This is a genomic window from Bradyrhizobium sp. NBAIM01, assembly GCF_020194115.1.
Classification (GTDB): Bacteria; Pseudomonadota; Alphaproteobacteria; order Rhizobiales; family Xanthobacteraceae; genus Bradyrhizobium; species Bradyrhizobium yuanmingense.
The window spans coordinates 1-25,000 of sequence record NZ_JADYVU010000012.1 but is presented as its reverse complement, the minus strand read 5'-3'; the positions used below and the strand labels follow the sequence as shown (position 1 = coordinate 25,000).

Annotated in this window: 24 protein-coding genes; 15 read left to right on the top strand and 9 right to left on the bottom strand. The window is 65.2% G+C overall.

Annotated elements, in window-relative coordinates:
• Positions 1-112: 112 nt before the first annotated feature.
• The 4 genes from pcaH (at position 113) to I6F31_RS28640 (ending at position 4,501) form a co-directional block, all read left to right on the top strand.
• The gene (gene pcaH / locus I6F31_RS28655) at positions 113-814 is read left to right on the top strand and encodes a protocatechuate 3,4-dioxygenase subunit beta (protein WP_109142086.1); all 702 of its coding nucleotides are present in this window, start codon (positions 113-115) and stop codon (positions 812-814) included.
• A complete protein-coding gene (pcaG, locus tag I6F31_RS28650) occupies positions 815-1,417 on the top strand; it encodes a protocatechuate 3,4-dioxygenase subunit alpha (protein WP_225186470.1) in 603 nt (200 codons plus the stop codon). It begins immediately after the preceding gene.
• A 263-nt stretch (positions 1,418-1,680) separates the two neighbouring features.
• Positions 1,681-3,369 (top strand): methyl-accepting chemotaxis protein, encoded by a 1,689-nt coding sequence (locus I6F31_RS28645; protein ID WP_225148616.1) that lies wholly within the window; start codon positions 1,681-1,683, stop codon positions 3,367-3,369.
• A gap of 70 nt (positions 3,370-3,439) precedes the next feature.
• Positions 3,440-4,501 (top strand): phosphotransferase, encoded by a 1,062-nt coding sequence (locus I6F31_RS28640; protein WP_036023951.1) that lies wholly within the window; start codon positions 3,440-3,442, stop codon positions 4,499-4,501.
• A 64-nt stretch (positions 4,502-4,565) separates the two neighbouring features.
• Here I6F31_RS28640 and I6F31_RS28635 read toward each other — a convergent pair whose 3' ends face one another.
• The 3 genes from I6F31_RS28635 to I6F31_RS28625 are packed head-to-tail and all read right to left on the bottom strand — an operon-like array spanning position 4,566 to position 7,777.
• Complete coding sequence (locus tag I6F31_RS28635; RefSeq protein WP_249782035.1) at positions 4,566-6,122, bottom strand: MDR family MFS transporter; 1,557 nt, start codon at positions 6,120-6,122, stop codon at positions 4,566-4,568.
• 16 nt (positions 6,123-6,138) lie between these two features.
• Entirely contained in the window at positions 6,139-7,302 is a 1,164-nt protein-coding gene (locus tag I6F31_RS28630; protein ID WP_225183682.1) for an HlyD family secretion protein, read from the bottom strand.
• On the bottom strand, positions 7,295-7,777 hold the full coding sequence (locus I6F31_RS28625; protein WP_225134738.1) for a MarR family transcriptional regulator: 483 nt from the start codon (positions 7,775-7,777) through the stop codon (positions 7,295-7,297). Before I6F31_RS28625 ends, I6F31_RS28630 begins: the two co-directional genes overlap by 8 nt.
• A gap of 155 nt (positions 7,778-7,932) precedes the next feature.
• Here I6F31_RS28625 and I6F31_RS28620 point away from each other — a divergent pair, with 155 nt between their 5' ends.
• The 4 genes from I6F31_RS28620 to I6F31_RS28605 all read left to right on the top strand — a co-directional run bounded on the left by I6F31_RS28620 (position 7,933) and on the right by I6F31_RS28605 (position 11,757).
• Positions 7,933-8,427 carry a transcriptional repressor gene (locus I6F31_RS28620; RefSeq protein ID WP_036002259.1) on the top strand — a complete coding sequence of 165 codons (495 nt, stop codon included), beginning with the start codon at positions 7,933-7,935 and terminating at the stop codon, positions 8,425-8,427.
• Between the two features lie 36 nt (positions 8,428-8,463).
• Positions 8,464-9,417 (top strand): DMT family transporter, encoded by a 954-nt coding sequence (locus tag I6F31_RS28615; RefSeq protein ID WP_225171960.1) that lies wholly within the window; start codon positions 8,464-8,466, stop codon positions 9,415-9,417.
• Between the two features lie 13 nt (positions 9,418-9,430).
• The gene (gene ispG / locus I6F31_RS28610) at positions 9,431-10,714 is read left to right on the top strand and encodes a flavodoxin-dependent (E)-4-hydroxy-3-methylbut-2-enyl-diphosphate synthase (RefSeq protein WP_036038529.1); all 1,284 of its coding nucleotides are present in this window, start codon (positions 9,431-9,433) and stop codon (positions 10,712-10,714) included.
• Between the two features lie 146 nt (positions 10,715-10,860).
• Positions 10,861-11,757 carry a TauD/TfdA family dioxygenase gene (locus I6F31_RS28605; protein ID WP_225141283.1) on the top strand — a complete coding sequence of 299 codons (897 nt, stop codon included), beginning with the start codon at positions 10,861-10,863 and terminating at the stop codon, positions 11,755-11,757.
• Between the two features lie 99 nt (positions 11,758-11,856).
• Here I6F31_RS28605 and I6F31_RS28600 read toward each other — a convergent pair whose 3' ends face one another.
• Positions 11,857-12,612, bottom strand: coding sequence for an outer membrane beta-barrel protein (locus I6F31_RS28600; protein ID WP_225183684.1), 756 nt, complete (start codon positions 12,610-12,612; stop codon positions 11,857-11,859).
• Positions 12,613-13,008: 396 nt separating this feature from the next.
• Here I6F31_RS28600 and I6F31_RS28595 point away from each other — a divergent pair, with 396 nt between their 5' ends.
• Positions 13,009-13,821, top strand: coding sequence for an N-acetylmuramoyl-L-alanine amidase (locus I6F31_RS28595; protein WP_225130537.1), 813 nt, complete (start codon positions 13,009-13,011; stop codon positions 13,819-13,821).
• A gap of 108 nt (positions 13,822-13,929) precedes the next feature.
• Here the strand turns inward: I6F31_RS28595 and I6F31_RS28590 are convergent, their stop codons facing one another.
• From I6F31_RS28590 to I6F31_RS28580, 3 genes are all read right to left on the bottom strand, one after another.
• Positions 13,930-15,537, bottom strand: coding sequence for a Na+/H+ antiporter (locus tag I6F31_RS28590; RefSeq protein ID WP_036002237.1), 1,608 nt, complete (start codon positions 15,535-15,537; stop codon positions 13,930-13,932).
• Between the two features lie 46 nt (positions 15,538-15,583).
• Positions 15,584-16,441: a class A beta-lactamase gene (bla, locus tag I6F31_RS28585; protein WP_225183685.1), complete on the bottom strand. Its 858-nt coding sequence runs from the start codon at positions 16,439-16,441 to the stop codon at positions 15,584-15,586.
• Positions 16,442-16,624: 183 nt separating this feature from the next.
• Positions 16,625-16,999 (bottom strand): nuclear transport factor 2 family protein, encoded by a 375-nt coding sequence (locus tag I6F31_RS28580; RefSeq protein ID WP_036038516.1) that lies wholly within the window; start codon positions 16,997-16,999, stop codon positions 16,625-16,627.
• Positions 17,000-17,093: 94 nt separating this feature from the next.
• On the opposite strand from I6F31_RS28580, the gene I6F31_RS28575 reads away from it, so the two are divergent.
• Both I6F31_RS28575 and I6F31_RS28570 read left to right on the top strand, forming a co-directional pair.
• Positions 17,094-17,522, top strand: coding sequence for a GFA family protein (locus I6F31_RS28575; RefSeq protein ID WP_225148620.1), 429 nt, complete (start codon positions 17,094-17,096; stop codon positions 17,520-17,522).
• A 182-nt stretch (positions 17,523-17,704) separates the two neighbouring features.
• Complete coding sequence (locus I6F31_RS28570; protein WP_225186469.1) at positions 17,705-19,498, top strand: caspase family protein; 1,794 nt, start codon at positions 17,705-17,707, stop codon at positions 19,496-19,498.
• Positions 19,499-19,577: 79 nt separating this feature from the next.
• On the opposite strand, the gene I6F31_RS28565 is transcribed toward I6F31_RS28570, so the two are convergent.
• Entirely contained in the window at positions 19,578-20,501 is a 924-nt protein-coding gene (locus I6F31_RS28565) for a polyprenyl synthetase family protein (protein WP_225144854.1), read from the bottom strand.
• A gap of 161 nt (positions 20,502-20,662) precedes the next feature.
• Here I6F31_RS28565 and mtgA point away from each other — a divergent pair, with 161 nt between their 5' ends.
• From mtgA to I6F31_RS28550, 3 genes are all read left to right on the top strand, one after another.
• On the top strand, positions 20,663-21,337 hold the full coding sequence (mtgA, locus tag I6F31_RS28560; RefSeq protein WP_036002223.1) for a monofunctional biosynthetic peptidoglycan transglycosylase: 675 nt from the start codon (positions 20,663-20,665) through the stop codon (positions 21,335-21,337).
• A 171-nt stretch (positions 21,338-21,508) separates the two neighbouring features.
• Positions 21,509-21,691: a 50S ribosomal protein L32 gene (gene rpmF, locus I6F31_RS28555; RefSeq protein ID WP_007598106.1), complete on the top strand. Its 183-nt coding sequence runs from the start codon at positions 21,509-21,511 to the stop codon at positions 21,689-21,691.
• Between the two features lie 138 nt (positions 21,692-21,829).
• Complete coding sequence (locus tag I6F31_RS28550; RefSeq protein ID WP_036002287.1) at positions 21,830-22,471, top strand: hypothetical protein; 642 nt, start codon at positions 21,830-21,832, stop codon at positions 22,469-22,471.
• Positions 22,472-22,697: 226 nt separating this feature from the next.
• On the opposite strand, the gene I6F31_RS28545 is transcribed toward I6F31_RS28550, so the two are convergent.
• Complete coding sequence (locus I6F31_RS28545) at positions 22,698-22,958, bottom strand: hypothetical protein (protein ID WP_036002219.1); 261 nt, start codon at positions 22,956-22,958, stop codon at positions 22,698-22,700.
• A 221-nt stretch (positions 22,959-23,179) separates the two neighbouring features.
• On the opposite strand from I6F31_RS28545, the gene I6F31_RS28540 reads away from it, so the two are divergent.
• The gene (locus I6F31_RS28540) at positions 23,180-24,871 is read left to right on the top strand and encodes a bifunctional diguanylate cyclase/phosphodiesterase (RefSeq protein WP_109142101.1); all 1,692 of its coding nucleotides are present in this window, start codon (positions 23,180-23,182) and stop codon (positions 24,869-24,871) included.
• Positions 24,872-25,000 lie beyond the last annotated feature (129 nt).

The window sequence follows — 25,000 nt, the reverse complement described above, 5'->3', positions numbered from 1 at the left end:
CTGCCATGCGCGGGAACGCCGCCAAACCGGCTTTCCCAAATTAGTTATATCCTATAATGATTGGCGGAAGAGTTGACTGGCCGGACCGAAAACGGCCGGGAGGAGTTCGCCAATGACATTCATCTATCCCACCGGCAGCAACGCGGCGCATCCGCTGCCGCTGTCGCCCGACTACAAGAGCTCGATCAAGCGCGCGCCGAACAAGCCCTTGATTCCGATGCCCCATACGCTGTCGGAGCTGACCGGGCCGGTCTACGGCCACGAGACCGTGCGCGAGGGCGACAACGACCTCACCCGCCAGCACGCGGGCGAGCCGCTCGGCGAGCGCATCATCGTGCACGGCCATGTGCGCGACGAGGACGGCCGCGGCGTGCCGAACTCGCTCGTCGAGATCTGGCAGGCCAATTCCTGCGGCCGTTACGTTCACGTCCGCGATCAGCATCCGGCGCCGCTCGATCCGAATTTCACCGGCGCGGGCCGCACCGTGAGCGATGCGTCCGGCTATTATCGCTTCGTCACCATCAAGCCCGGCGCCTATCCCTGGGGCAATCACCACAACGCCTGGCGGCCTGCGCACATCCATCTGTCGGTGTTCGGCCATTCCTTCGTCACGCGCCTGGTGACGCAGATGTATTTCCCGAACGACCCCTTGTTCCCGTTCGACCCGATCTTCAACTCGGTGCCGGACGAGAAGGCGCGGGCGCGGATGGTTTCGTCGTTCGACCTGGAGAATACCCAGCCCGAATGGGCACTGTGCTACCGCTTCGACATCGTGCTGCGCGGCAAGGACGCCACCCCCATGGAGAACCATTAAGTGCAACAGTCCGCGAAGCCCGACGGGATCACCCCATCGCAGACGGTCGGTCCGTTCTTCAAATACGGCCTGACGCCGACCGGCGAGTACGCCTGGAACGACGCGTTCACCCATTCGACGCTGACACCCGATGTCACCGGCGATCGCATCCGCATCGAGGGCCGGGTGTTCGATGGCGATGGCGTCGCCGTCCCCGATTGCATGCTGGAGATCTGGCAGGCGGATGCGCAGGGCCGCTTCGCCGATCCCCAGGACAAGCGCGCGCTGCCGAATGCGAGCTTCCGCGGCTTTGCCCGCTGCGGCACCGACAAGGACGGCAACTATTCCTTCGAGACCATCAGGCCGGGCGCGGTGCCGGATCCTGCGGGCAAGCCGCAGGCGCCGCACATCCTGGTTGCGGTGTTTGGCCGCGGCATGCTCAGGCATCTCTACACCCGCATCTATTTCAGCGACGAGGCCGGCAACGCCGCCGATCCCGTGCTGGCGCTGGTGCCGGCTGACCGCCGCGCCACGCTCACTGCGGTCCGCGAGGCCGGCAAGCCGGTCTACCGGCTCGACCTGCACCTGCAGGGCGACAACGAGACGGTGTTCTTCGACGTATGAGGGCAGGGCGTGCCGGGGAGGCCTGCTCCTCGGCACACATATCTCATTCGGCGCATCGGAGCCGGTGCTGGGTTGCCGCATCAGACTCGAACGTTGATTTTGCGCGGTTGTGCGTCAGCCTCGCTGACTCAATACCGATGACTTGACGCCTAATCTCCGTATTCATGCGGGGTTCGTGAAATACAATTCCGGCGCGAATCAATCCCGTATTTACCGTAGTCGTCTAGGGTGGCCGCAGTTTCGACGCCGACCTGGATTGTTTCATGAAATTTCGTCTGTCCTTGTCCTCTGCGATCGTCGCGTTTGGCATCGTTCTCGCCATTGGTTTCGCCGCCGTTGTTTCGACCAGCCTGTACGCCCTAAAAGAGCTCAAGGTCGGCGGTCCGCTCTATTCCGACATCAAGCTCGGCAATGACCTCATCGCCGACATCCTGCCGCCGCCCGAATACATCATCGAAGCCTATCTCGAGGCGACGCTGGCCATGCGCGAGCCGGATCAGCTGGCGGCCCACGGCGAACGTCTGGTCCAGCTCCGCAAGGACTACGACGAGCGCAAGGCGTTCTGGGTCTCCTCCAGCCTTTCGGCCGACCTCAAGACCGCGCTGGTATCGAAATCCGATGCGGAGGTGCAGAAATTCTGGAAGGCGTCGGATCAGCTTCTGCCCGCCCTCAAGGCCAAGGACGCGGCGGCTTCCGAGCGCGTCTATGCGCAGCTCAAGGAGGCCTATACCGCGCACCGTGCCGTCATCGACAGCATCGTCGAGAGTGCCAACAAGCGGAATGCCGCCATGGAGAAGCTGGCCGCGGACCGCGACAGCGCGATGCTTTATATCCTCCTCGGCGTCTCCATCGCCGTCCTCGCCTTCGTTACCGCCGGCCTGCTGGGTGTTGCCCTCGGCGTGGTGCGCCCGATCGTGCGCATGACGGACACGATGCAGAAGCTCGCGACCGGCGATCTCGCCGCCGACATTCCGTTCGCCCAGCGCCAGGACGAGGTCGGCTCGATGGCGGGCGCGCTTGTGGTGTTCAAGCAGGCGGCGGTCGAGAACTCCCGTCTGCGCGAGGAGCAGTTGCGGCAGGAGCAGGCGGCGGCGCTCGCCAAGCGATTCGCCCTGCACCAGATGGCCGAAACGGTCGAGCGCGAGACCGGCCGCTCGGTCGATACCGCGACCGCGGCGACGCAGGGCGTGGAGCAAGCCGCCTCCGGCCTCTCTGAGATCGCAAAGTCGCTCTCTGCGCAGTCGCAGGCGGTGGCGGCGGCCTCGACCCAGGCGCTCGGCAGCTCGCAGGCCGTCTCCGCTGCGGCCGAAGAGTTGAGCGCCTCGATCCGCGAGATCACGAGCCAGGTCGCGCGGACCAGCACCGTCACCAAATCGGCCGTCGCCGGCCGCGAGCAGGCGCGTTCGACCATTCAGGCGCTGGCCGGATCGGTGAAGAAGATCGCGGAGGTCTCCGACCTCATCGGCGGCATCGCAGGCCAGACCAACCTCCTCGCGCTCAACGCGACGATCGAGGCGGCGCGCGCCGGCGAGGCCGGCCGCGGCTTCGCGGTGGTTGCCGCCGAGGTGAAGTCCCTGTCCGACCAGACTGCCAAGTCCACCGAGGAGATCGGCCGGCTGATTGCAGAGATCCAGGCCTCGACGCAGGCCGCGGTCGACGCCGTCGAGGCCATGGGAGGCCACATCATCGAGATCGACGGCGTGGCGACATCGGTCGCTGCCGCAATGGAACAGCAGGATGCCGCGACCCGGGAGATCACGCGGTCGATTTCCGAATCGGCCTCCGCCGCACAGGAGGTCTCGGCCAAGATCGGCGACGTCAGCCGCGATGCCGCCTCCGTCAACCAGCGCGCCGCGGATGTGAGGCAGGCGATCGCCGGGATGACGGCCAATCTCGATCAACTGCGCGCGATTGTTGTGCGGACGGTGCGCGACTCGACCGCCGCAGCCTGAGCCGGCGGCAGCCGCTGGTGCCCGGGCATGTGATCGTGCAGTATGACGCGGGACAGGGGCATCGTGGTTCATGACATCTCCACAATTGCCGGCGGTCGTTGAGCCCGCCCGACTGACGGCCGCGCTGCGCCGGGGCGGCGCGCTGGATGCAGGCGCCGTCCGCGAGGTGAAGGTGCTGCATCAGCGCGACACAGTGGTGTCGCATATCGTCAGGCTCGGGCTGCGCTATGTCGGCGAGTCCGCCGGTGCTCCGCAGTCGCTGATCCTCAAGACGCCCAATGCCGCTTTCGCCAAGCGCCTCGCCAATGGCGGCCGGCGCGAGGTGGGCTATTACACGCAGCTGGTGCCGCAGATGCCGCCGGGACTCGTGCCGCGCTGCTTTGATGGGCATTTCGACGAGGACAGCTTCGCCTGGCATCTGCTCCTGGAAGATCTCACCGACAGCCACGAGATCGCGACGGCCTGGCCGGTGCCGCCGTCGCGTGAGCAGACGTTCGCCATCGTCACGACGCTGGCGCGCTGGCATGCAGCCTGGTGGGACCATCCGAGCCTCGGCGAGACCCTCGGCACCTGGGCCAGCGTGGAGGACAGCGCGCAACGCATGGAGACGTTCGCGGGGCATTACGACCGCTTTGCCGATCTTCTCGGCGATCGCCTCAGCGAGGAACGGCGGATCCTCTATCGTCGGCTCATCGATCAGTCGGAGCGGCTGTCCCAGCGTTACCATTCACGCCGCCACCTCAGTATCACGCATGGCGATGCCCATGTCTGGAATTTCCTGCTGCCGCGCACGGGAATCGATGACACCGTGCGCATCTTCGATTTCGATCTTTGGAGCATCGACGTTCCGACGCACGATCTCGCCTACATGATGGCGATGCATTGGTATCCGGAACGCCGGCAGGCGCTCGAACGGCTGCTGCTCAATCTCTACCACGACACGCTGATCGAGAGCGGCATCACCGGCTATTCGCGCGGAGCGCTCGACCGCGACTATCGCTGGGCGGTGCTCTGGCAGATCACGCGGCCGGTCTGGCAGTGGAGCATCAACATCCCGCCGCTGATCTGGTGGAACAATCTGGAGCGGGCGTTTGCGGCCGTGGATGATTTGGGCTGCGAGGAGCTGTTGTAGCGCTGTTGTGTCCCGGACGCGGTGCAACGTGTAGCGCTGCGCTGCGTCCGGGGCCCGAGATCCGCTACTCCATCACCGCATGCTCCGGCCCCGCCGCCTGCTTGCGCAGCGTCGCCTTGGTCGAGCCGATCAGCAAAGCGAGCGGGATGGTGCAGAGGATGAAGAGCATCACCAGCTGGTAGTCGTGCGCGAAGGCGATGATCTGCGCCTGCACGTTGACCATTCTGTCGGCCATGGCGCGGCCGGTGTCGGTCGACAGATTGATGATGCCGCTGACGCCGGGCATCTGCAGCGCGTGGTTGAACGGGTTGATGTGCTCGGACAGGATCGCGTAGGTCCATCGCGTGCCTTGCGTCAATTGCGCGATCACGACGGAAATGCCGACCGAGCTCGCGACGTTGCGCATCAGGGTCAGCATCGCGGTGCCGTCGGTGCGCAGCTCGTTCGACAGTGTCAGGAACGCCACGGTCGAGAGCGGCACGAAGACGAGGCCGAAGCCAAAACCCTGGATGACGCTGACCGTGACGATCTCCGGCACCTGGGTCAGATCGGTCCAGCCGGTCATCTGGAACAGCGAGCCCGCCGTCAGCGTCAGGCCGCAGATGATCAGCGTGCGCGCCTCGATATAACGCATCATGCGGCCGACCAGCATCATGGCGAAGAAGGTGCCGATGCCGCGGGTCGCCAGCAGCAGGCCGGCGGTGATGATGGGATAGCCGATCACGTTCTGCATGTAGGGCGAGGCGAGTGCCATGGTCGAGAACAGGACGAGCCCCATCACGATCATGAACAGGCAGCCGGTGACGAAGTTGCGGTCCCGGAACAGGGCGAAGCGGATGAACGGGGTCGAGGTCGTGAAGGAATGCGCGAGGAAGAAGTAGAACGCGACGGCCGAGACGATGAACTCGGCGAGGATCTCGTTCGATTCCAGCCAGCCCAATTGCTCACCGCGGTCGAGCGCGAGCTGGAGCGCGCCGATCGCGACCGCCAGCGCGGCGAAGCCGAACCAGTCGAATTTGAGGCTGAAATCCTTCCTGGTCTCGTCCATGAAGACGACCAGCCCGAGCACGGTGATGATGCCGAACGGCAGGTTGACGAAGAACACCCAGTGCCAGGAATAGGTCTCGGTGAGCCAGGCTCCCAGCGACGGTCCCATGATCGGACCCATCATCACGCCCATGCCCCAGATCGCCATCGCCTTGGCGCGTTCCTGAAGCGTGTAATAGTCGAGCATGACCGATTGCGACAGCGGTACCAGCGCTGCGCCGAACACGCCCTGCAGCAGGCGGAACAGCACCATCTGGTTGATGTCCTGCGCGAGGCCGCACAGCACCGATGCCATGGTGAAGCCGGCCGAGCAGATGATGAAGATGCGCTTGCGGCCGAAGCGGTTGGCGATCCAGCCCACCGGCGCCGTCATGATCGCGGCGGCGACGATGTAGGAGGTCAGCACCCAGTTGATCTGGTCCTGCGAGGCCGACAGCGTGCCCTGCATGTAGGGGAGGGCGACATTGGCGATGGTCGTGTCGAGCGCCTGCATGATGGTCGCGGTCATGGCGCAGATCGTCACCATGTTCCGGCGCAGGCCGGGGACCATCAGGCTGGCATTGGGGCCGGACATCGCGCCAGTCCTTGTCTTATTCTTTATCCTGGCCCGCGGTCGCGGACAGGCCGAGCAGGCCGGCAAGCGACCGCCGATGACCGGTGTCGATGGTGGCGTAGACGCTCATGCCGGCTTTCAGCTTCCGCACATATTTGTCGGTCTCGTCAAAATAGATGCGGATCGGCACACGCTGCACCACCTTGACGAAATTGCCCATGGCGTTCTGCGGCGGCAGGATCGCGAATTGCGCGCCGGTGCCGGGCGAGAGCGAGCCGATCTTGCCCTTGAAGACATGGTTGGGGAACGCGTCGACCTCGAGCGTGACGGACTGGCCTTCGGTGACATAGGTGAGGTCGCTCTCCTTCGGATTGGCGTCGACCCAGGGATGGGCGACGTCGATGATGGAGAACACCGGCGTGCCGGCGGGCACATAGCGGCCGAGCTGAATCTGCTCGACCTGCGTCGCCACTCCATCCATCGGCGCGCGCAGCACGGTGTGGTCGAGGTTGCGCTGCGCGTCATCCAGCTTGGCTTTTGCCTGAGCGTAGGGCGGGAATTGCTCGAGCGGCAGATCAGGGTTGCCGAGCAGCTGGGTCGTTGCGTTGGAGAGCTGCTGCTTGATGTACTGCGCCTGCGCCCCGGCGGTGACCAGTGCGTTGGAGGCGTTGTCGAGATCGAGCTGGGAGCCGAAATTGTTCTTCACCAGCGCCTGCTTGCGCTCGACGTCGCGCTGCTTCAGATCGATGCCCTGCTGGGCGAGGCCCAACATGTCGCCGTAGATCTTGATGTTGGCGACGAGGTTGTCATAGGTCGTGCGCGCCTGCGCGAGCTGCGCCTTGGTCTCCTCGACCGCGAGGCGGAAAGGAACCGGGTCGATCTCGAACAGTTCGTCGCCGCGCTTGACCGACTGGCCTTCCTTGACGATGACTTTCAGGATCTTGCCGGAGATGTCGGGTGTCACCAGCACCTTCTGTGCGCCGACATAGGCATCGTCGGTGCCGACATAGCGGCCCCCATGCAGATAGAAGGTGATGCCGCCGATGGCGACGATGACAGGCAGCACGACCAGGAGCAGGAAACGGCGATAGCGGCGCAGGCCCGCCAGCAGGCGGCGGCGCGGATCGGTGCCGGCCTTCTTGGTCGGCTTGCCGCTGTCGCTCTTCTGCTCGGGCTGCAACTTGACGACCTGATCAGCCATGGCGCTGCTCCTTGCGTGCTTGCTCCGCGCCGGATGCCTGGATCGCGGTTCGCACGTTTTCCTTGATGGTTTCGAGCTGGGTGAGGAGGCGGTGCGCGTCCGCCGGATTGATGCCGTCGAGCGCGTTCGCCGTCAGCTCCGACTTCAGGCCGCTCATGCGGCCGAGCAATTGCCGCCCGGCCTTCTTGAGGTACAGGCGCTTGACCCGGCGATCCGAAGCGTCGCTGCGGCGCTCGATCCAGTCGTTGTCGCAGAGCTTGTCGATCAGCCGTGTCAGCGTGATCGGCTGCATCTCCAGGAGCTCGGCGAGCTCGGACTGCTTCATGCCCTCGCTGCGCTCCACCTTGGCCAGCACCGCCCATTGCGCCCGGGTGATGCCGAAGCGCGAGGCCTCCTTGTCGGCATAGACGCGCAAGAGGCGATAGAGCTCACCGAGCGTGAACAGGAAATTCTGGTCGACCGACCCGCGCGTCATGAGCGTGGTCTCCAATAAGCTTGAATATTATAAGCAAGCTTATGATTAATTCACGGACCGGGGGCGCGGTGCTGTCCCGCGGGAGGAGCATGGCTGGCAGCCGGACGGCTCGTCGTGCTTTGGGTTCCCCCGCCGAAATGCTAGAAGACGGCGACATGAGCCTCGCAAAGCCGGCATTCCCCGCGCCCGACCATGATCACGGCCGCTGCACCGCGGACGCGCTTGCGCATGCCGAGGTGGTCTGCCAGCAGCGCGCGCAGAAATTCACGCCGATCCGCCGCCAGGTGTTGGGTGCCTTGCTCTCCAGCCACCGCCCGCTCGGCGCCTACGAAATCATCGACGAGCTTGCCAAGTCGATGGCGCGGCCGGCACCGATCACGATCTATCGTGCGCTCGACTTCCTGATGGCCAACGGCCTCGTGCATCGCATCGAAAGCCGCAACGCCTATCTCGCTTGCGCAGCCCACGACCACGATTCGACCTCCGCGGTGGCGTTCCTGATCTGCGAGCGCTGCGGCCTGGTCGGCGAGATCTCCTCGGCGTCCTTCGCCAAGGACCTCAACGCCGCCGCGCGCAGCTCAGGCTTCGCGCCAAAGCTGTCTGTGGTGGAGATCACGGGCGTCTGCACGCATTGTCAGAAAATGTCTTGAAGCAACAACGGCGCAAAGCCGGATTTTTGGGAAGAAATGTCCGCACCTCAAGCCATACCGTCCGCCGGCCGTCCCCTCAGTGCCGGCGCCATCGCCCTGATGCTCATGCTATGCCTGACCTGGGGATTCAACCAGATCGCGGTGAAGCTGGTGCTGCCGGACATTCCGCCGATGCTCCAGGCCACCATCCGCTCGATGGGCGCGCTGCCGGTGCTGTTCCTCATCGGCACCTTTCGCGGCGTCAAATTCTTCGAACGTGACGGCACCTGGAAGCCCGGCCTGATCGCCGGGCTGATGTTCGGCATCGAGTTCGTGTTGATCTTCCAGGGGCTGCACTTCACGTCTGCTTCTCGTGCGGTGGTGTTCCTCTACACCGCGCCGTTCTTCGTGGCGCTCGGCTCCTACCAGGTGCTCGGCGAGCGTCTCGGTGGCGCGCAATGGCTCGGCCTAGCCATCAGCTTTGCCGGCGTGGCGCTTGCGATCGGCGTGCCCCAGCCCAATGTCGATTCGCAGGTTCTGCTCGGCGATCTCATGATCGTCGGGGGCGCCGCGCTGTGGGCCGCGACGACGCTGGTTGCCAAGGGCACGCGGCTGCGCTTCGCCGCGCCCGAGAAGGCCCTGGGTTATCAGGTCGCGACCTCGATCCCGATCCTGGGGCTGGCGGCCTGGCTGTTCGGCGAATCCATCACCCACACTCCGTCGCCGCTGTCGCTCGGCCTGATGGCCTTCCAGGCGATCTGGGTGGTCGGAACCACGTTCACGCTTTGGTTCGCGCTGGTGAAGGCCTATTCGGCCAGCAAATTGTCCGCTTTTACCTTCATCACCCCTTTGTTTGGCGTGGTGGGTAGCTATTTCATCATGCATGACACCCTGAGCCTGACATTCGGGGCCGCAGCGGTCCTTGTAATTGCTGGGCTTTTTCTGGTTAACCGTCCCAGCCCATCGGTTGCGGCGCCGCGCGATGCATTGCTGAACGTCACCAAAACCTGATATTTGGACCGCCATGAACAAGCTCGAAAACCCTCTCGATTCAGACATTGCGGGCCCGGCGCCCCGGCATCGGACCACCCAGGTCAAGGTCGGCAACGTCGCTGTGGGCGGCGGTGCGCCGATCGTCGTGCAGTCGATGACCAACACCGATACCGCCGATGTCGAAGGCACCATCGCCCAGGTCGCAGCGCTCGCGCGCGCCGGCTCCGAAATGGTCCGCATCACCGTGGACCGCGAGGAGGCTGCGGCCGCCGTTCCGCACATCCGCGACGGCCTCGCCAAGCGCGGCATCACTACGCCTCTGATCGGCGACTTCCACTATATCGGCCACAAGCTGCTCGCGGCCTATCCGGCCTGCGCCGAGGCCCTGGCCAAATACCGCATCAATCCCGGCAATGTCGGCTTCAAGGACAAGCGCGACACCCAGTTCGCCGACATCATCGAGATCGCGAACAAGAACAACAAGCCGGTGCGCATCGGCGCCAATTGGGGCTCGCTCGACCAGGAGCTTCTGACCAAGCTGATGGACGAGAACGCGGCCTCGCCCAATCCGCGCGACGTGCGCGCGGTGACGCGCGAGGCCATGGTGCAGTCGGCGCTGCTCTCGGCGGCGCGCGCCGAAGAGCTCGGCATGCCCAAGGACCGCATCATCCTCTCGGCAAAAGTCTCGGCGGTGCAGGATCTCATCGCGGTCTATCAGGATCTCGCGTCCCGTTCGGACTACGCCATCCATCTCGGTCTCACCGAGGCCGGCATGGGCTCGAAGGGCATCGTTGCGTCCTCGGCCGCGCTCGGCATCCTCTTGCAGCAGGGCATCGGCGACACCATCCGAATCTCGCTGACGCCCGAGCCCGGCGGCGACCGCACCCGCGAGGTGCAGGTCGGCCAGGAGCTCCTGCAGACCATGGGCTTCCGCACTTTCGTGCCGCTGGTTGCCGCCTGCCCCGGCTGCGGCCGCACCACCTCGACCACGTTCCAGGAGCTGGCCCGCTCGATCCAGGATTTCATCCGCGACGAGATGCCGACCTGGAAGACCAAATATCCCGGCGTGGAAGAGCTCAACGTCGCGGTGATGGGCTGCATCGTCAACGGCCCCGGCGAGTCCAAGCACGCCAATATCGGTATCTCGCTGCCCGGCACCGGCGAAGCGCCGGCCGCGCCCGTCTTCGTCGACGGCAAGAAGTTCCGCACGCTGCGCGGCCCGACCATCTCCGCCGACTTCAAGGCGCTGGTGATCGACTACATCGACCAGCGCTACGGCCAAGGCGCCAAGGTGCCGGCGCCTGCGGCAGAGTAGGCGCTCCTCAACATCGGAATCGTAGGGCGGGTTAGCACAGCCTAACCCGCCTATTTTTTGCGGGCGCGAGGTGGCGGGTTACGCTTCGCTAACCCGCCCTACGTTGCTACGATGGCTCCCAATCAAGAACGATCGGGAGACACGCCATGAGCTCACTCGCCGGCAAGCAGGGCCCGCGCTATCGTCACACCGCTGAAGACGGCGCGCCGTACGAGACCATCGTCGTCGAGAAGCTCACCCCCATCATCGGCGCGGAAATCTCCGGCGTTGATATCGGCAAGCTCGTCTCGGACGATGCCCGCTCCAACCGGCAGATGGACGAGATCCACCGCGCGCTCGCCGAGAACCTCGTCATCTTCTTCCGCGACCAGCACATCACGCCGCAGCAGCATCTCGCCTTCGGCCGCAAGTTCGGCGAGCTGCATTTTCATCCCGCCGCCCCGCATGAGGACGAAGACCCCGCCTTGATGAAGATCTATGCGGACAAGAACTCGCCGCGCGCCAATGGCGAGGGCTGGCACTCCGACGTGTCCTGCGATCTCGAGCCGCCGATGGGCTCGATCCTCTACATCAAGCAATGCCCGCCCCGCGGCGGCGACACGCTGTTTGCCAACATGTACGCGGCCTATGAGGCGCTGTCGGAGCGCATGAAAGCCTATCTCGATGGCCTGACGGCGCTGCACGATGGCGAGCCGATCTATCGCGGCCTTTACGCCAACTATGGCGTCGCCGATCGTCCCTCCTATCCCCATGCCGAGCATCCCGTGGTGCGCACCCATCCGGTCACGGCGAAGAAAGCGCTCTACGTCAACCGCGGCTTCACCCGCCACATCAACGGCATCCCGCGCGACGAGAGCGACGCAATGCTCGCCTATCTCTACCAGCACGCCGAGAACCCGCTGTTCCAGTGCCGCTTCCGCTGGACCGAGAACGCCATCGCCTTCTGGGACAACCGCTGCACCCAGCACCGCGCGATGTGGGACTACTGGCCGCACACACGCTCGGGCACGCGCGTGACGGTGAAGGGAGAGCGGCCGGTCTAATGGGCCGGGCTCGGGAGACCAACATCAATCAGTCAGCTTCGCGCAAAGGAAAGCCCCGGACGCGAGACCGGGGCTTCGTTTGTCGAAGAAGTGCCAAAGTCAGTATTTGGCGACGATCGGGCCACCGAAGCGGTAATTGATGCGGGCGGTGACAATGTCGACATCCTGGCGGATCGTATCACCGCGCGTGACCCCCGGAACGATCGACGAGCTAAAGGTGATGTCGCGATGGCCCATGAACAGGTGATCGTATTCGAGCGCCAGCGACCAGTTCGGCGCGAAACCGAATTCGATGCCGGTGCCTACGACACCGCCCCAGCGGGTCTCGGTGGCGCGATCAAACACCAAGCCGATGCTGGTGATCACGCCCTCGTACTTGTCGCGGGTGACGGCGGCGCCGCCTTTCACGTACCAGAGAACGTTGTTCCAGCTGTAGCCGACCTGGCCGGTGAATAGGCCGAGCGCATCAACCTCGGATCGGTTGGTGAAATTGCCGTAGAACAAGCTGGAATTGGAGCCGGTGAAGTCGGCCCAGTTGCCCTGCGCCTCAACACCGAACACCCAATTGGTGGCCTGCCAGCGATAGCCGACCTGACCACCGACGGTGGCGCCGCTCGCATTGTGGCAGCCTTCCCGGAAGGGCGGCGCAACGGTGAAGCCGGCATCGTTGTAGATATCCCAGCACTTGTCGGCCCAGCCACCACCGCCGTTGATGCCGACGTAGAAGCCGCTCCAGTCGTAGATGGGGGCGATTGCGGGTGCCTTGGTGTAGGGTCGGGCTGCAAGGTCAGCGGCCGACGCCGCGCCTGTGAACAGCGCCATCAGAGCGGCGGTTGCGAATGCGAGTTTCTTCATTTGACCCCGTAGACATTCAATGGACGATTCGAATTCAAACCCGCCCTAAATACCGGCTAGTTGCGCGTTCGTCCGTCGCTCCGCCGCAACAGTCGCCGACAATCTCCGCGAGCGCGGGAATCGCGCGATTGCCAGTGCCGCATCGCGCAACGACACAATCGGCATTTTCATTTCGTCTCAAATACTTAGCTGCCGACGCGATGGTCGGCCTGATCGCCCAAGACAGGGGGCGCCCTGGGTCAGACCGCGCGTTGACGCTCGGACCTCCCTGCGTCAAGGTGATCAAAAGCAAAAAGCACCGCCGAAGGTCGCGTCATCTTTCGTCCCGAAAGACTACAACTTCCTCACCGAAAGCGGTCCCGGCACCGGCATGCGTGAGCAGCAGCGGAGTAGCGCTTGAGGCACCTGCGGAGCGTCATCGTCGGGCTGGTCGCCTCGATCGTTCTGTCATCGCTTGCATTCGTCACGGCCGGCGAGGCTGCTATCGCGCGCAAGAGTGCGAGACATGAGCCGAAACCCTCACCTTCATTCAAGTGCGAGACGCCCAAATTCCGGATCGTCGTGGATGTCGGCCACACGCCGGACTCCTACGGTGCATTGAGCGCACGCAACGATCCGGAGTTCGGCTTCAACTTCCGCCTCGCCCGGCTCATCACGGCCAAGCTCAAGGCCGAGGGCTTTGCCGCAACCCGCCTGCTCGTCACCGACGGCAAGGCACGGCCGAGCCTGTTCAAGCGCGTCGGCGCTGCAAACGAAGGCCGCGCCGATCTGTTCCTGTCGGTCCATCATGATTCGGTGCCGGACAAGCTGCTCGAGACCTGGGAATTCGACGGCGCAAAGAGCTATTTCAGCGATCGCTTTTCGGGCCACTCGCTGTTCGTGTCGCGGCAGAATCCGCACTTTGCCGCCAGCCTGATGCTGGCCAGGATGATCGGCCGGCAATTGAAGCAGCAGGGCCTGCACTATGCCAGCCAGTACACGCTGCCGGTGATGGGCCGCTACCGGCGCCAGCTGCTCGACAAGGATGTCGGCGTCTACCGCTATGACGGGCTGGTCGTGCTGTCGCGCACGCGAAGCGCCGCCGTGCTGCTCGAGGCGGGCTCGATCATCAATCGCGACGAGGAAATGGAGATGAACTCGCCGGAGCGACACGAGGCGGTCGCACAAGCCGTCGCGGTCGCGATGAGGGAGTTTTGCGAGAGACGGTAGTTGGCCCTGCCGGTTCAGCAGCAGTCATTGCGAGCGCAGCGAAGCAATCCAGAGTCCTTCCGCAGAGGCAGTCTGGATTGCTTCGCTACGCTCGCAATGACGAGGAAGCTACAGCGGCCCGGCTCGATATTCCCTATTCGCCAGGCTCGCCTCCTCCAGATCCAGATCGCGCTCGATCCGCCGCCGCGTCTCGTCGGTGATCTGGCCGTCGCGCAGCAGCTTGTGGATGAATTTGCGCTCGGCGGCGATCAGTTCGCGGGTCAGAGCGGTGCCGGCGGCAGAGATGTCGTGACGGTTGGGATCGAGCGAGTCCGGGAGCTGGTTGAAGCGGATCTCGTGGCGGGCGCGCAGCAGCCGCATCACCTCGTCGGAAACCTCTTTTTCCGCCGTGAGCGCGTCGAGCGATTTCAGCGCGGCCTCCAGCGCCTGACGGCGCGCGGCGATCTCCGCTTCGTGCTCGGCGGCATGCTCGTGACGACCGGCTTCGGCGACGCCGAGCCACCGCACGATCGGCGGCAGCGTCAGGCCGACGCCGATCAGCGTCACGAAGATGACACCGAAGGCGACGAACAGGATCAGGTCGCGATACGGAAACGCCTCGCCATTCGGCAGCGTGAACGGCAGCGCCAGCGCGGCGGCCAGCGACACCGCGCCGCGCACGCCGGTGAAGGCGAGCACGAATGGCCATTGCCATGGCGGCGAAGGATCGCGCTCGCGCAGCGACCTGGAGAGCATTCGCGGCAGATAAGTTGCGGGATAGAGCCAGGCAAAACGCGCGATCACGACGATCACCAGGACCAATGCGGTTGCGATGAGAATGTCGTCGAGCGGAAAAGTCTTTGATTTCTCGTAGAGCGCGCGCATCTGGAAACCGGTGAGCAGGAACAGCATGCCCTCGATCAGGTAGATCACGAGATCCCAGAAGAAGATGCCTTGCAGGCGCGTCGCCGAGGAGATCAGCAATGGGCCGTTCCAGCTGACATAGAGCCCGCAGGCCACCGTTGCGATCACGCCGGAGCCGCCGATATGCTCGGGCAGCCAGTACGAGACATAGGGCGTGATCAGCGACAGCGTCAGCTCGACCTGCGGATCTCCAGACCATTTGCGAAGGCGCAAGGAGAGCCAGCCGACGCCGATGCCGAAGGCGATCTCGCCGGCGACGATGAGGAGGAATTCACCGGCCGCGAGCGGCAGCGAGAAGTGGCCGATGAGGATCGCGGCGAGCGCGAAGCGGTAGAGGATCAGCGCGGTGGCATCGTTGGCGAGACCTTCGCCTTCGAGCACGACCAGGATGCGGCGCGGCATGTTCAGCCGGCGCGCGATCGCGAGCGGCGCCACCACGTCGGGCGGCGCGACGATGGCCCCGAGCAGGAAGCCGACGGTCCAGGGCAGGCCGATCATGTAGTGTGTGGCGGCCGCCACCATCGCCGTGGTGAAGATCACGGCGCCGACCGCGAGCAGCACGATCGGACGCAGGTTCTTCTTGAATTCGCGCCAGCTCATCGCGACGCTGGCCGAGTAGATCAGTGGTGGCAGCACCACCAGCAGCACCAGCTCCGGCGGCAGCTCCACAGTCGGCATGCCCGGCACGAAAGCGAGGCCGACGCCCGCCAGCATCAGCAGGATGGCAGGGGCGACGTTGAAGCGTCGCGCGGCCAGTGCCACGCCTGCCAGCACGGCCAGCAGGATGAGAAAGGTCTGAAACTTCGCTTCCATGATGGTCTGTCTTGACCCGGAAGCGACGGCTAGGTCAATGCGCGGCTCACGCCAGCCGTTCGGCCACCATCCGCCCAATCCGCGCGAACGCGGATGCGATCTGCGCCGCGCTCGGCGTGCCGCCCTGGGTATAGGCCGCGATCAGGATCGGCGTATCCGGCTTCGGCCAGGCGACCGCGATGTCGCCCGAGGCGTCCTTGCCGTTGTTGCCGGTCTTGTCGCCGATCTTCCAGCCTGCCGGGAGTCCGCCACGCAGGCGATTTGCGCCGGTCTTGCAGTTCACCATCCAGTCGGTGAGCAGGGCCCGCGAAGCAGGCGACAGCGCCTCGCCCGCGACCAGCCGGCGCAAATTTCCCGCCATCGCTGCCGGCGTCGTGGTGTCCCGGGGGTCGCCGGGTTGCGAGCGGTTGAGCTCGGGCTCGTTGTGGTCGAGCCGCGAGGTGGTATCGCCGAGCGACCGCCAGAAGGCGGTCAGCGCGGCGGGGCCGCCGATCCGCGCCAGCAGCAGATTGGCGCAGGTGTTGTCGCTGAGCTCGACGATGGCCTTGCACATCTCGCCGACCGACATCTTGCCGGCCGCGAGATTTTCCCTCGCCACCGGCGCGTATTCCAGCAGATCCGCCTGGCCATAGGGGATCATGGCCGCGAGCTGCTCCTCGCCGCGATCGACCCGCGCCAGCACGCTGGCGGCGAGCGAAGCCTTGAACGTCGAGCACATCACGAACCGTTCGTCGGCGCGCCAGGCGAGCTTCTTGCCGGTTGCGAGATTCTCCGCATAGAGCCCGATCCGCCCGCCGCTCTCGCGCTCGTAGGATTCGAATTCTGATGGGGCATCCCCGGCGAGCGCAGGGGAGGCGGCCAACCAGGCGAATGAGGCGATCAGGGCGCGGCGGTCGACAAGCATGGTGATTTCCAGGCGAGCAGGGGTGGGAGATGGAGCGGACGCTGCATCCGCATCGTCATTGCGAGCGCAGCGAAGCAATCCAGACTGTCTCCGCGGTGAGATTCTGGATTGCTTCGCTGCGCTCGCAATGACGGAGAATTGGATAGCGAGTGCGTCCGAATTCGGGCAGCAGGACGGCGCCCGTCACTCCCTCAAATCATATCGGTACGACTTCGACACGATCTGCCAGCCGTCGGCGAGCTTCATCGCCACGAGATAATCGGTGAAATAGCGCGGCGGCAGCTGGCAGCGCACCTTGATGAAGGCGGTCTTGTCGTCCGACCGGTCGATGGTGACGATGAAGTCCTCGCGCGGCTTGCCTTCGGCCTTGGCCGAGGCGCGCTTGCGCACGCGGTCGAGCCAGTCCGGCACGGTCAGAACCTGGAGCTCGCCCTTTTCGACCCAGCGCAGATCGGCGGAGGGATGGAAGATGGCGCCGAGCTTGTCGGCGTTGCCCTCGTAAAGTCCGTCAAAATACGATTGCACGACGGCTTCGACGCTCGACCGGTCCTGGCTCATGGGTCGTTCCTTTGCATGATGGCTTCGGGCCAACTTAGTCGTACACGTTGAAATGCGCTATGGGTGTGTCAGCGATTTGCGCGAAGGCGTCACGATGGCAGAATCAGAAAATTCGAACGCTCGCATTCTTGTCGGCGAATGCTTTTGCCGCGCCGTGCGCTTCGAGGTGGCCGACGCATTCGCCTATGCGATGAACTGCCACTGCTCGAACTGCCGGCGCACCACCGGTGCCGCCTTCAAGCCCTTCGCCGGCATCCGGCAGAACAGGCTTCGCATTGTTAGGGGCGGCGACCTCCGGATGATTTTCGGCGACGACACCACCCATGACGCGCATTGTGGCCGCTGCGGCTCGCTGCTCTATTCCCGGGTCCGGGAAGGAGAGTGGGTCCACGTCGCCATGGGAACCCTGGTCGATGCCCCCTCCATCCGGCCGAGCGCCCATATTTTCGTCGGCTCGAAGGCGCCCTGGCATGAAATTACGGACGATCTGCCGCAATATCGGGAGCACATCGGGGTTGTCTGACGGAACCCGGTCCGCACCGCCGTCCGTTGGCGAACCGCGACAGCGCTGGCGCGACAAACAAAAGAGGTCGTACGGCCTGCCGTCGGGGTCCGCTTCGTGACCTCCATCACAAGCGCCGGCGGAGGATGTTGCTAAAGCGGTCCCAAAGGGCCGGACGGCCCGGAACCATCGGAAGTCGTGTCATGCGCAGCTTGTTCAGACTTTGTCCGCTCTTCGTCGCCCTCGGCCTGATGTTCGGCGCCGGGCCGGCTGTTGCCGGAAAGCGGGTGGCGCTGGTGCTGGCCAATTCGGCTTATCAGCACGCGCCCTCGCTCGCCAATCCCGTCAATGACGGGTCGGTGATGGCCAAGACCCTGAAGGAGGCCGGCTTCGACGTCGTCGACTCCCGGCACGATCTGTCGGCGCTGGAGACACGGCGCGTGCTCCGCGACTTCGCCGACGCGACCCGCGACGCCGAAATCGCCGTGGTCTACTACGCCGGCCACGGCATCGAGGTGGAGGGCTCGAACTATCTGATCCCGGTGGATGCCAAGCTCGAGCGGGACACTGACGTCTTTGACGAGGCGCTCTCCCTCGACCGTGTCCTGGTCGCGGTCGAGCCCGCCAAGCAATTGCGTCTGGTGATCCTCGATGCCTGCCGCGACAATCCGTTCAGCAAGCGGATGAAGCGCACGGTCGCTTCGCGCGGCATCGGCCGCGGCCTCGCCCAGGTCGAGCCGTCCAGCCCCAACACGCTGATCGCCTATTCGGCCAAGGCCGGCTTCACCGCGCAGGACGGCGACGGTGCCAACAGCCCGTTCACCATCGCGCTGTCGAAGCATCTGACGACGCCGGGCCTCGACGTCCGCCGCGCCTTCGGATTCGTGCGCGACGATGTGCTGAAGTCGACCGGCAACAAGCAGGAGCCGTTCGTCTATGGCTCGCTTGGTGGCGAGGACGTGCCGCTGGTGCCGGTCAAGCTGGCGCCGGCGGCGCCCGTAGCCAATCCCCAGGCCGATATCCGCCGCGACTACGAGCTCGCGCTCCAGGTCGGCAACCGGCCGGCGTGGGAAGCCTTCCTCGCCCAGCATCCGGACGGATTCTATGCGAGCCTCGCCAAGCTCCAGCTCGAGAAGATCGGCGCGGAGCAGGCGCATGCGGCGGCGATCGCGAAAGCGAAGCAGGCCGAGGCCGAGCGCGACCGCCTTGCTGCGCTCGGCGCGCAGAAGGATGCGCAAGCCAGGGCCGCGGCCGATGCGAAGGCCGCCGAGCAGGCGCAGCTTGCTGCGCAGAAGGCCAAGGAGCAGGCCCAGCAGCAGGCCGCCGCCGCCGAGCAACAGCGCGTCAACCTCGCCGCCACGGCGCCGGGCGTTGCGCCGGGCAACACCACGAGCGCTGCCGGCACCAACGTCGCCGCGCTCAGTCCGACGACCGCGCCGGCCGATCTCAACCGCTCGGTGCAGAGCGAGCTCGGCCGCGTCGGCTGCTTCTCCGGGCAGGCCGACGGCAATTGGAATACCTCCTCGCAGCGGTCGCTGTCGCAGTTCAACCGCTATGCCGGCACCAAGCTCGACGTGAAGGTGGCGAGCACCGACGCGCTCGATGCGGTCAAGGCCAAGCCATCACGGGTCTGCCCGCTGGTCTGCGAGCACGGTTTCAAGGCCGAAGGCGACAAGTGCACCAGGATCGTTTGCGGCAACGGCTATGTCCTGAACGACGACAATGAATGCGAGAAGAAGCGCGCGGCCAAGCCCGCGTCAAAGCCCGCGACCTCGCGGCGCGACGACGGCGAGGACCGCCCCGCGCGGCAGCGGGCCGGTGCTGCTGCGGGTGGCTACGGTGCAGCCGCGGCGGCTGGCGCGGGCCGTGCCTCGAGCGGCAGTGGTCAGATCTTTTGCAACGCTCTGCTCTGCCGGCCGGTCAGGCCCGGTTGCCGCCTCGTTTATCGCGGCGGCGGCGGCCCCCACGTCGACGCCAATGTCGAGGTCTGCAACTGAAATGGCACGGCTTTCCTGACCACTCGAACAATAACCTAAAGCGCGATGACGATTCATCCTAATCGCATCGCGCTTTAGCTCAGTTCTTCCGCTCGGCCACGAAACGCGCGGCGGCCTGCAAAATTGCGGCGCGGTCGCCGAAGATCGAGACGGCGCTGTCGGCGCGCGCGAGCAGGTCGCGCACGCGCTGCTTGGCGCCTTCGATCCCGAGCTGGGTCACGAAGGTGGTCTTGCCGAGCGCGGCATCGGCGCCGGCCGGCTTGCCGAGCGCGGCCGCATCGCCCTCGACGTCGAGCAGATCGTCGGCGATCTGGAAGGCTTCGCCGAGCGCGCGGCCGTAATCGTCGAGCGCCTGATATTCCGCCTTCGAGGCCTGGCCGAGGATCGCGCCGGCAATGCAGCCGTAGCGCAAGAGCGCGCCGGTCTTCATCTGCTGGATACGGGCGACATCGATCGGCTCGTTGCCGCCAAAGCGGCCTTCGCCGGCGAGATCGAGGATCTGGCCACCGACCATGCCGCCGATGCCGGCGCAGCGCGCCAGTGCACGCGTCAAGAGCAGCCGCACATTGGCGTCGCGATGGACCTCGTCGCGGGTGATGATGTCGAAGGCGAGCGTCAGCAGGCCGTCGCCGGCGAGGATCGCGGTGGCGTCATCGGTCTGCTTGTGCAGCGTGGGGCGGCCGCGGCGCAGGTCCGAATTGTCCATGGCCGGCAGGTCGTCATGGATCAGCGAATAGCAATGGATGCATTCGAGCGCGGCGCCCACGAGCAGGGCCGCCTCGCGCGGCACGCCGAACACGCCGGCGCTCTCGACCACCAGGAACGGCCGCAGGCGCTTGCCGCCGTTCAGGCTCGAATAGCGCATTGCGTCCATCAGTCGCTTGGGCCGGGCGATTTCGTCATGCAGGATGTCGTCCGACAGCAGGCGCCCGAGCAGGGCTTCGGTGTCATCAGCGGTCTTGTCCAGACGTTTGGCGAAATCGGACGGGGACGTGCCGGTCATCAAGAAGGGCTCCAGAACTGAAATTCGGCGGGACAATCCTTTATGCGCCCGCGCCAGTCAATCGTTTGGAAGGCCTAAAAAGTGCTGGAAAAGGCCCGAATTATCACAGACTTAATACTACAGCCCGTGGCCGCTCTTCAGTTTGCACCGGAAAGGTCGATTTGCGCATCGTCAAAATCCTGCTGGTGGTGCTCGCGCTCGTGGTCCTCGCGCCCTATGTGATCGCGCCGTTCTACCGCACCGGTCACCCAGTTTCGACGCTGATGGCCTGGCGCAGCCTGCGGGGCGCGCCGATGCAGCGGGAGTGGATCGATCTCGCTGATATGTCGCCCTCTCTGCCGCGCGCGGTGGTGGCGGCCGAGGATGCCCATTTCTGCAAGCATCACGGCATCGATTGGGGGGCGCTGCGCGAGGCGATCGACGACGCCAGGGAGGACGGCACCGCCTTCCGGGGCGCCTCCACCATCACCCAGCAGGTCGCGAAGAACCTGTTCCTGTGGCAGGGGCGCGACTTCGTTCGCAAGGCGCTCGAATTCCCGCTGGCGCTTTGGATCGACCTCGTCCTGCCCAAGCAGCGAATTCTCGAAATCTACCTCAACATCGCCGAGCTCGGCCCGCAGGGGCAGTTCGGGGTCGAGGCGGCCAGCGCCTATGCCTTCGGCAAATCGGCCGAAAGCCTCTCGCCCCGCGAGGCGGCGCTTCTGGCCTCGATCCTGCCGAATCCGGTCAAGCGCAGCGCCCGGACCCCGGGACCGGGCGTCCGGCGGCTGGCAGCCACCTATATGGCGCGGGGGCAGGCGAGCTCGCTTGCGACCTGTTGGCGGGAAAATCGCTGATTTTTGGCCCGTTCCGGTCGCATTTTCCGGCCCAAGAGCCTAGCTTTACGGCCAGCCTTCCTCTATAAGCGCGGCCTTGATCGGCATTCAGCTCGCCTCGTTATTTGCGGGTGCTGAGCCGTCCCTTCGCGGACGATGCCCTGATGACACCAATCCCTAGAGGATACTGAAATGGCCGTTCCGAGAAGAAAAACCTCGCCGTCGCGCCGTGGCATGCGCCGCTCGGCGGACGCCATCAAGAAGCCGACCTATGTGGAAGACAAGGACTCCGGCGAGCTCCGTCGTCCGCACCATCTCGACCTCAAGACCGGCATGTACAAGGGCCGCCAGGTCCTGAAGAAGAAAGAGTCCTGAAGCCAGGATCTTTCTCGGGCGGGAGATCGACCCGCCCGATTCGGCCAACCCATGAGATAGACGGTGACGGCGGCGGAGCGGATGCTTCGCCGCTGCATTGTTCTGTCCGGATATCTTGATCGAGAAGGCATCAAGCCGATGGTCGGTTTCCCGCTGCTCCTGATTCCGCTCGCGGTCTACAACATCATCGCCTTCCTGATGCCGACCGTGTCCTTCACGGACGTGCTGTTCAAGGTGCCTATGGTGTCCGGAGAGGTCTGGCCGGTCACGCTCGCCGATCTCCTGCTCGCGCTCGGCATCGTTCTGCTGCTGCTCGAGGTGGTCAAGGGTGCGCGGCCGGGCTCGAAATTCCTGATGGATCATTTGCTGTCGCTGATCATCTTCGGCGCGGCCGCTGCCGAATTCGTGATGTGGCCCAAATTCGGCAACTCCACCTTCTTTCTGCTGGTGCTGCTGGCGATGGCGGACTTCTTCGCTGGCATCGCCCAGCGCACGCGCCGCCGCGTCACCTATGTCGCCGAGACCACGGTGCCGGCCCCTCGTAAGGCCAAGCGCAGGGCCGAAGCGCCGGCGGAAGACGTGGAGTCCGAGCGCAAGTTCGAGCCGGTGATCGCGCCGCAGCCGGCGCCGGCCGCACCTACCGCGCAATCCGTCGCCGAATCCGTGCTGATGGATCACCCGGCGCCCAAGCCCGTGCAGGGCGCCCCCTCGCCGGAAATTCCCTCGCCGCAGCTGCAGCCGGGGAACGGCACGCCGTCTTCCGACACGCCGCCGCGCTGATTTCTCTGAATTGGCTCGCATCTCACCGCCGCGGCAGTGTGCTCCCTTGCCCCGTTCTTACGGGGAGTGGGTTGGGGTGAGGGGCCTCTCTCCGCGGATGCGATAGCCGCGGGACCTGTACCCCCTCACCCGGATCGCACCGGACGATGCTTCGCATCGCCGAGGCGATCCGACCTCTCCCCGCAAGCGGCGAGAGGTAAGAAGCGCGCTCTCACTTCAATCAATCTTAAGCTACCTGACGCGTGCGCGCGCTGACGGTTCCGAGCGGGCGCTTGCTGCCATAGGCCATCAGCGCATCCTCGGAGGAGGCGCGGCGGAGCCGGCTCGTTTGCGGCAGCTGCTCGGCATTGGCGATCAATTGTGTGACGAAGCTCGGATCGGGGCGGGGCAGGGGCACCTTATGGACCCACCGCAACGTCGGCATCAGCGGCACCAAGGCCGTGCCTGTGCCGTTGTCCGCCGCGTCCGATCGATCAGTACTCAACATCGCAATCACCGTTGATCCGGCGAGACTGTCGCGTTTCGAGACGCGGGGGCCGGCGCGAGTCCTGTACTCGCAAGGCCTATGCCGGCCGGGCCGGTTTGGTTCCGACGCCTTCGGAAACGTGGTTTCCAAATTGTTTATCAACTTTGCCTAGGTTCGGCAGCGAATCTGGCTCTATCCTGTGCCGGCTCAGGACTTCTCCACTGTCCCGAAACGAGGCGACTTTGACCCCTGGATTGCCGCAAGCCTCCGACATCCTGGCCGCGCTCGGTCAGGCCGTGTTCGCCTGGGACATCGCCAGCGATGCCATCGTCTGGGGTGAGCAGGTCAGCGCCGTATTCCCCGGCATTCCCGCCGAGCGGCTTTCGACCGGCGCCGAATTCGCCAAGCTGATCGAGCCCGCGCAAACGCTGCGGACGGCGGCGCTGGCACTGACGTCCCCGGTGCACGGCGCCGACGGCACCCCTTACCGAATCGAGTACGGCGTGCGCATGAGCGCCTCCGATCCCGTGATCTGGATCGAGGAGACCGGCCGCTGGTTCGCAGGTCCCGACGGCCGTCCCACGCGAGCGATCGGCTCCGTCCGCATCAACAATGAGCGCCACGCCCGCGACGAGGAATTGAGCAGGCTGGCCCGGCTCGATCCGCTGACCGGCGAGCTCAACCGCTCGCATCTGATCGCGGCGCTGGCCGAGGCGATCGAGGAGACGACGCGCTTCCGCTCGACAGCGGCCTTCATGCTGGTCGGCATCGATCATCTCGCCCGCGTCAACGATGCTTTCGGCTTCGACGTCGCCGACGCCGTGATCCTCGACGTCGCCAAGCGCATTCGCGCGCGCCTGCGCGGCGGCGACGTGCTGGGGCGCTTCTCCGGCAACAAGTTCGGCCTGATCCTGAAGAACTGCACCGTCGACGACATGAACGTGGCTGCGGAGCGCTTCCTCGCCGGCATCCGCGACGAGGTGGTGCCGACCAAATCCGGTCCGGTCTCGGTCACCGCGTCGATCGGCGCGGTCAGTCTGCCGCGCTATGCCCGCAACACCGACGAGGCCGTCAACCGCGCCCATGAGACGCTGGACGCCGCCAAGCGCCGCCGCTCCGGCTCATTCGCGGCCTGGCGTCCGGATGCCGCGCGCGACGCACAGCGCCGCGTCAACATCCGCGTCACCGACGAGATCGTCACCGCGCTCAACGAGCGCCGCATCAGGCTCGCCTATGAACCCGTGGTCTCGGCTGTCTCGCGCGAGCGCGCATTCCATGAATGCCTGGTGCGGATGGACCAGGGCGACGGCCAGGTGCTGCTCGCGCCCGACATCGTGCCGGTCGCCGAACGGCTCGGCCTGATCCGCCTGGTCGATCACCGCGTGCTCGAGCTCGTGGTCGCCGAGCTCGCGGCGGCGCCCGACGTCTGCCTCAGCCTCAACATCTCACCCGATACGACCATGGATCCGGACTGGTGGGCGGGGATCGAATCGCTGATGCTGGCCCATCCCGGCGTTGCCGAGCGGCTGATCGTCGAGATCACCGAGACGGTCGCGATCCAGGACATCGACGACGTCCGCGCCTTCGTCAGCCGCCTCAAGCATTTCGGCAGCCGCATCGCCATCGACGATTTCGGCGCCGGCTACACCTCGTTCCGCAATTTGCGCAAGCTCGGCGTAGACATCGTCAAGATCGACGGCGCCTTCGTGCAGAACATCACCCATTCCGCCGACGACCGCGCCTTCGTGCAGACTCTGATCGACCTCGCTCGCCGCCTCGACATCAAGACCGTCGCCGAATGGGTGCAGGACGACGAAGCCGCAAACATGTTGCGCGACTGGGGCTGCGACTACATCCAGGGCCGCCTGATCGGACTGGCATCGGCGGAGCGCCCGTGGGGCCTGCCGTCGGATGCGCTGCCTGCGGCGGGCTGAGATGCCGTAGGACCTCCTAGCCTTGGTCAAGAGGTTTCGTGCCTTAATGCAACAGGGTAGCGCGGTGCTCACCGCTGTCCAGGACGCTTCGCGCCGGCTACGCCGGTGCCGATGGCATCCTGGACAGCG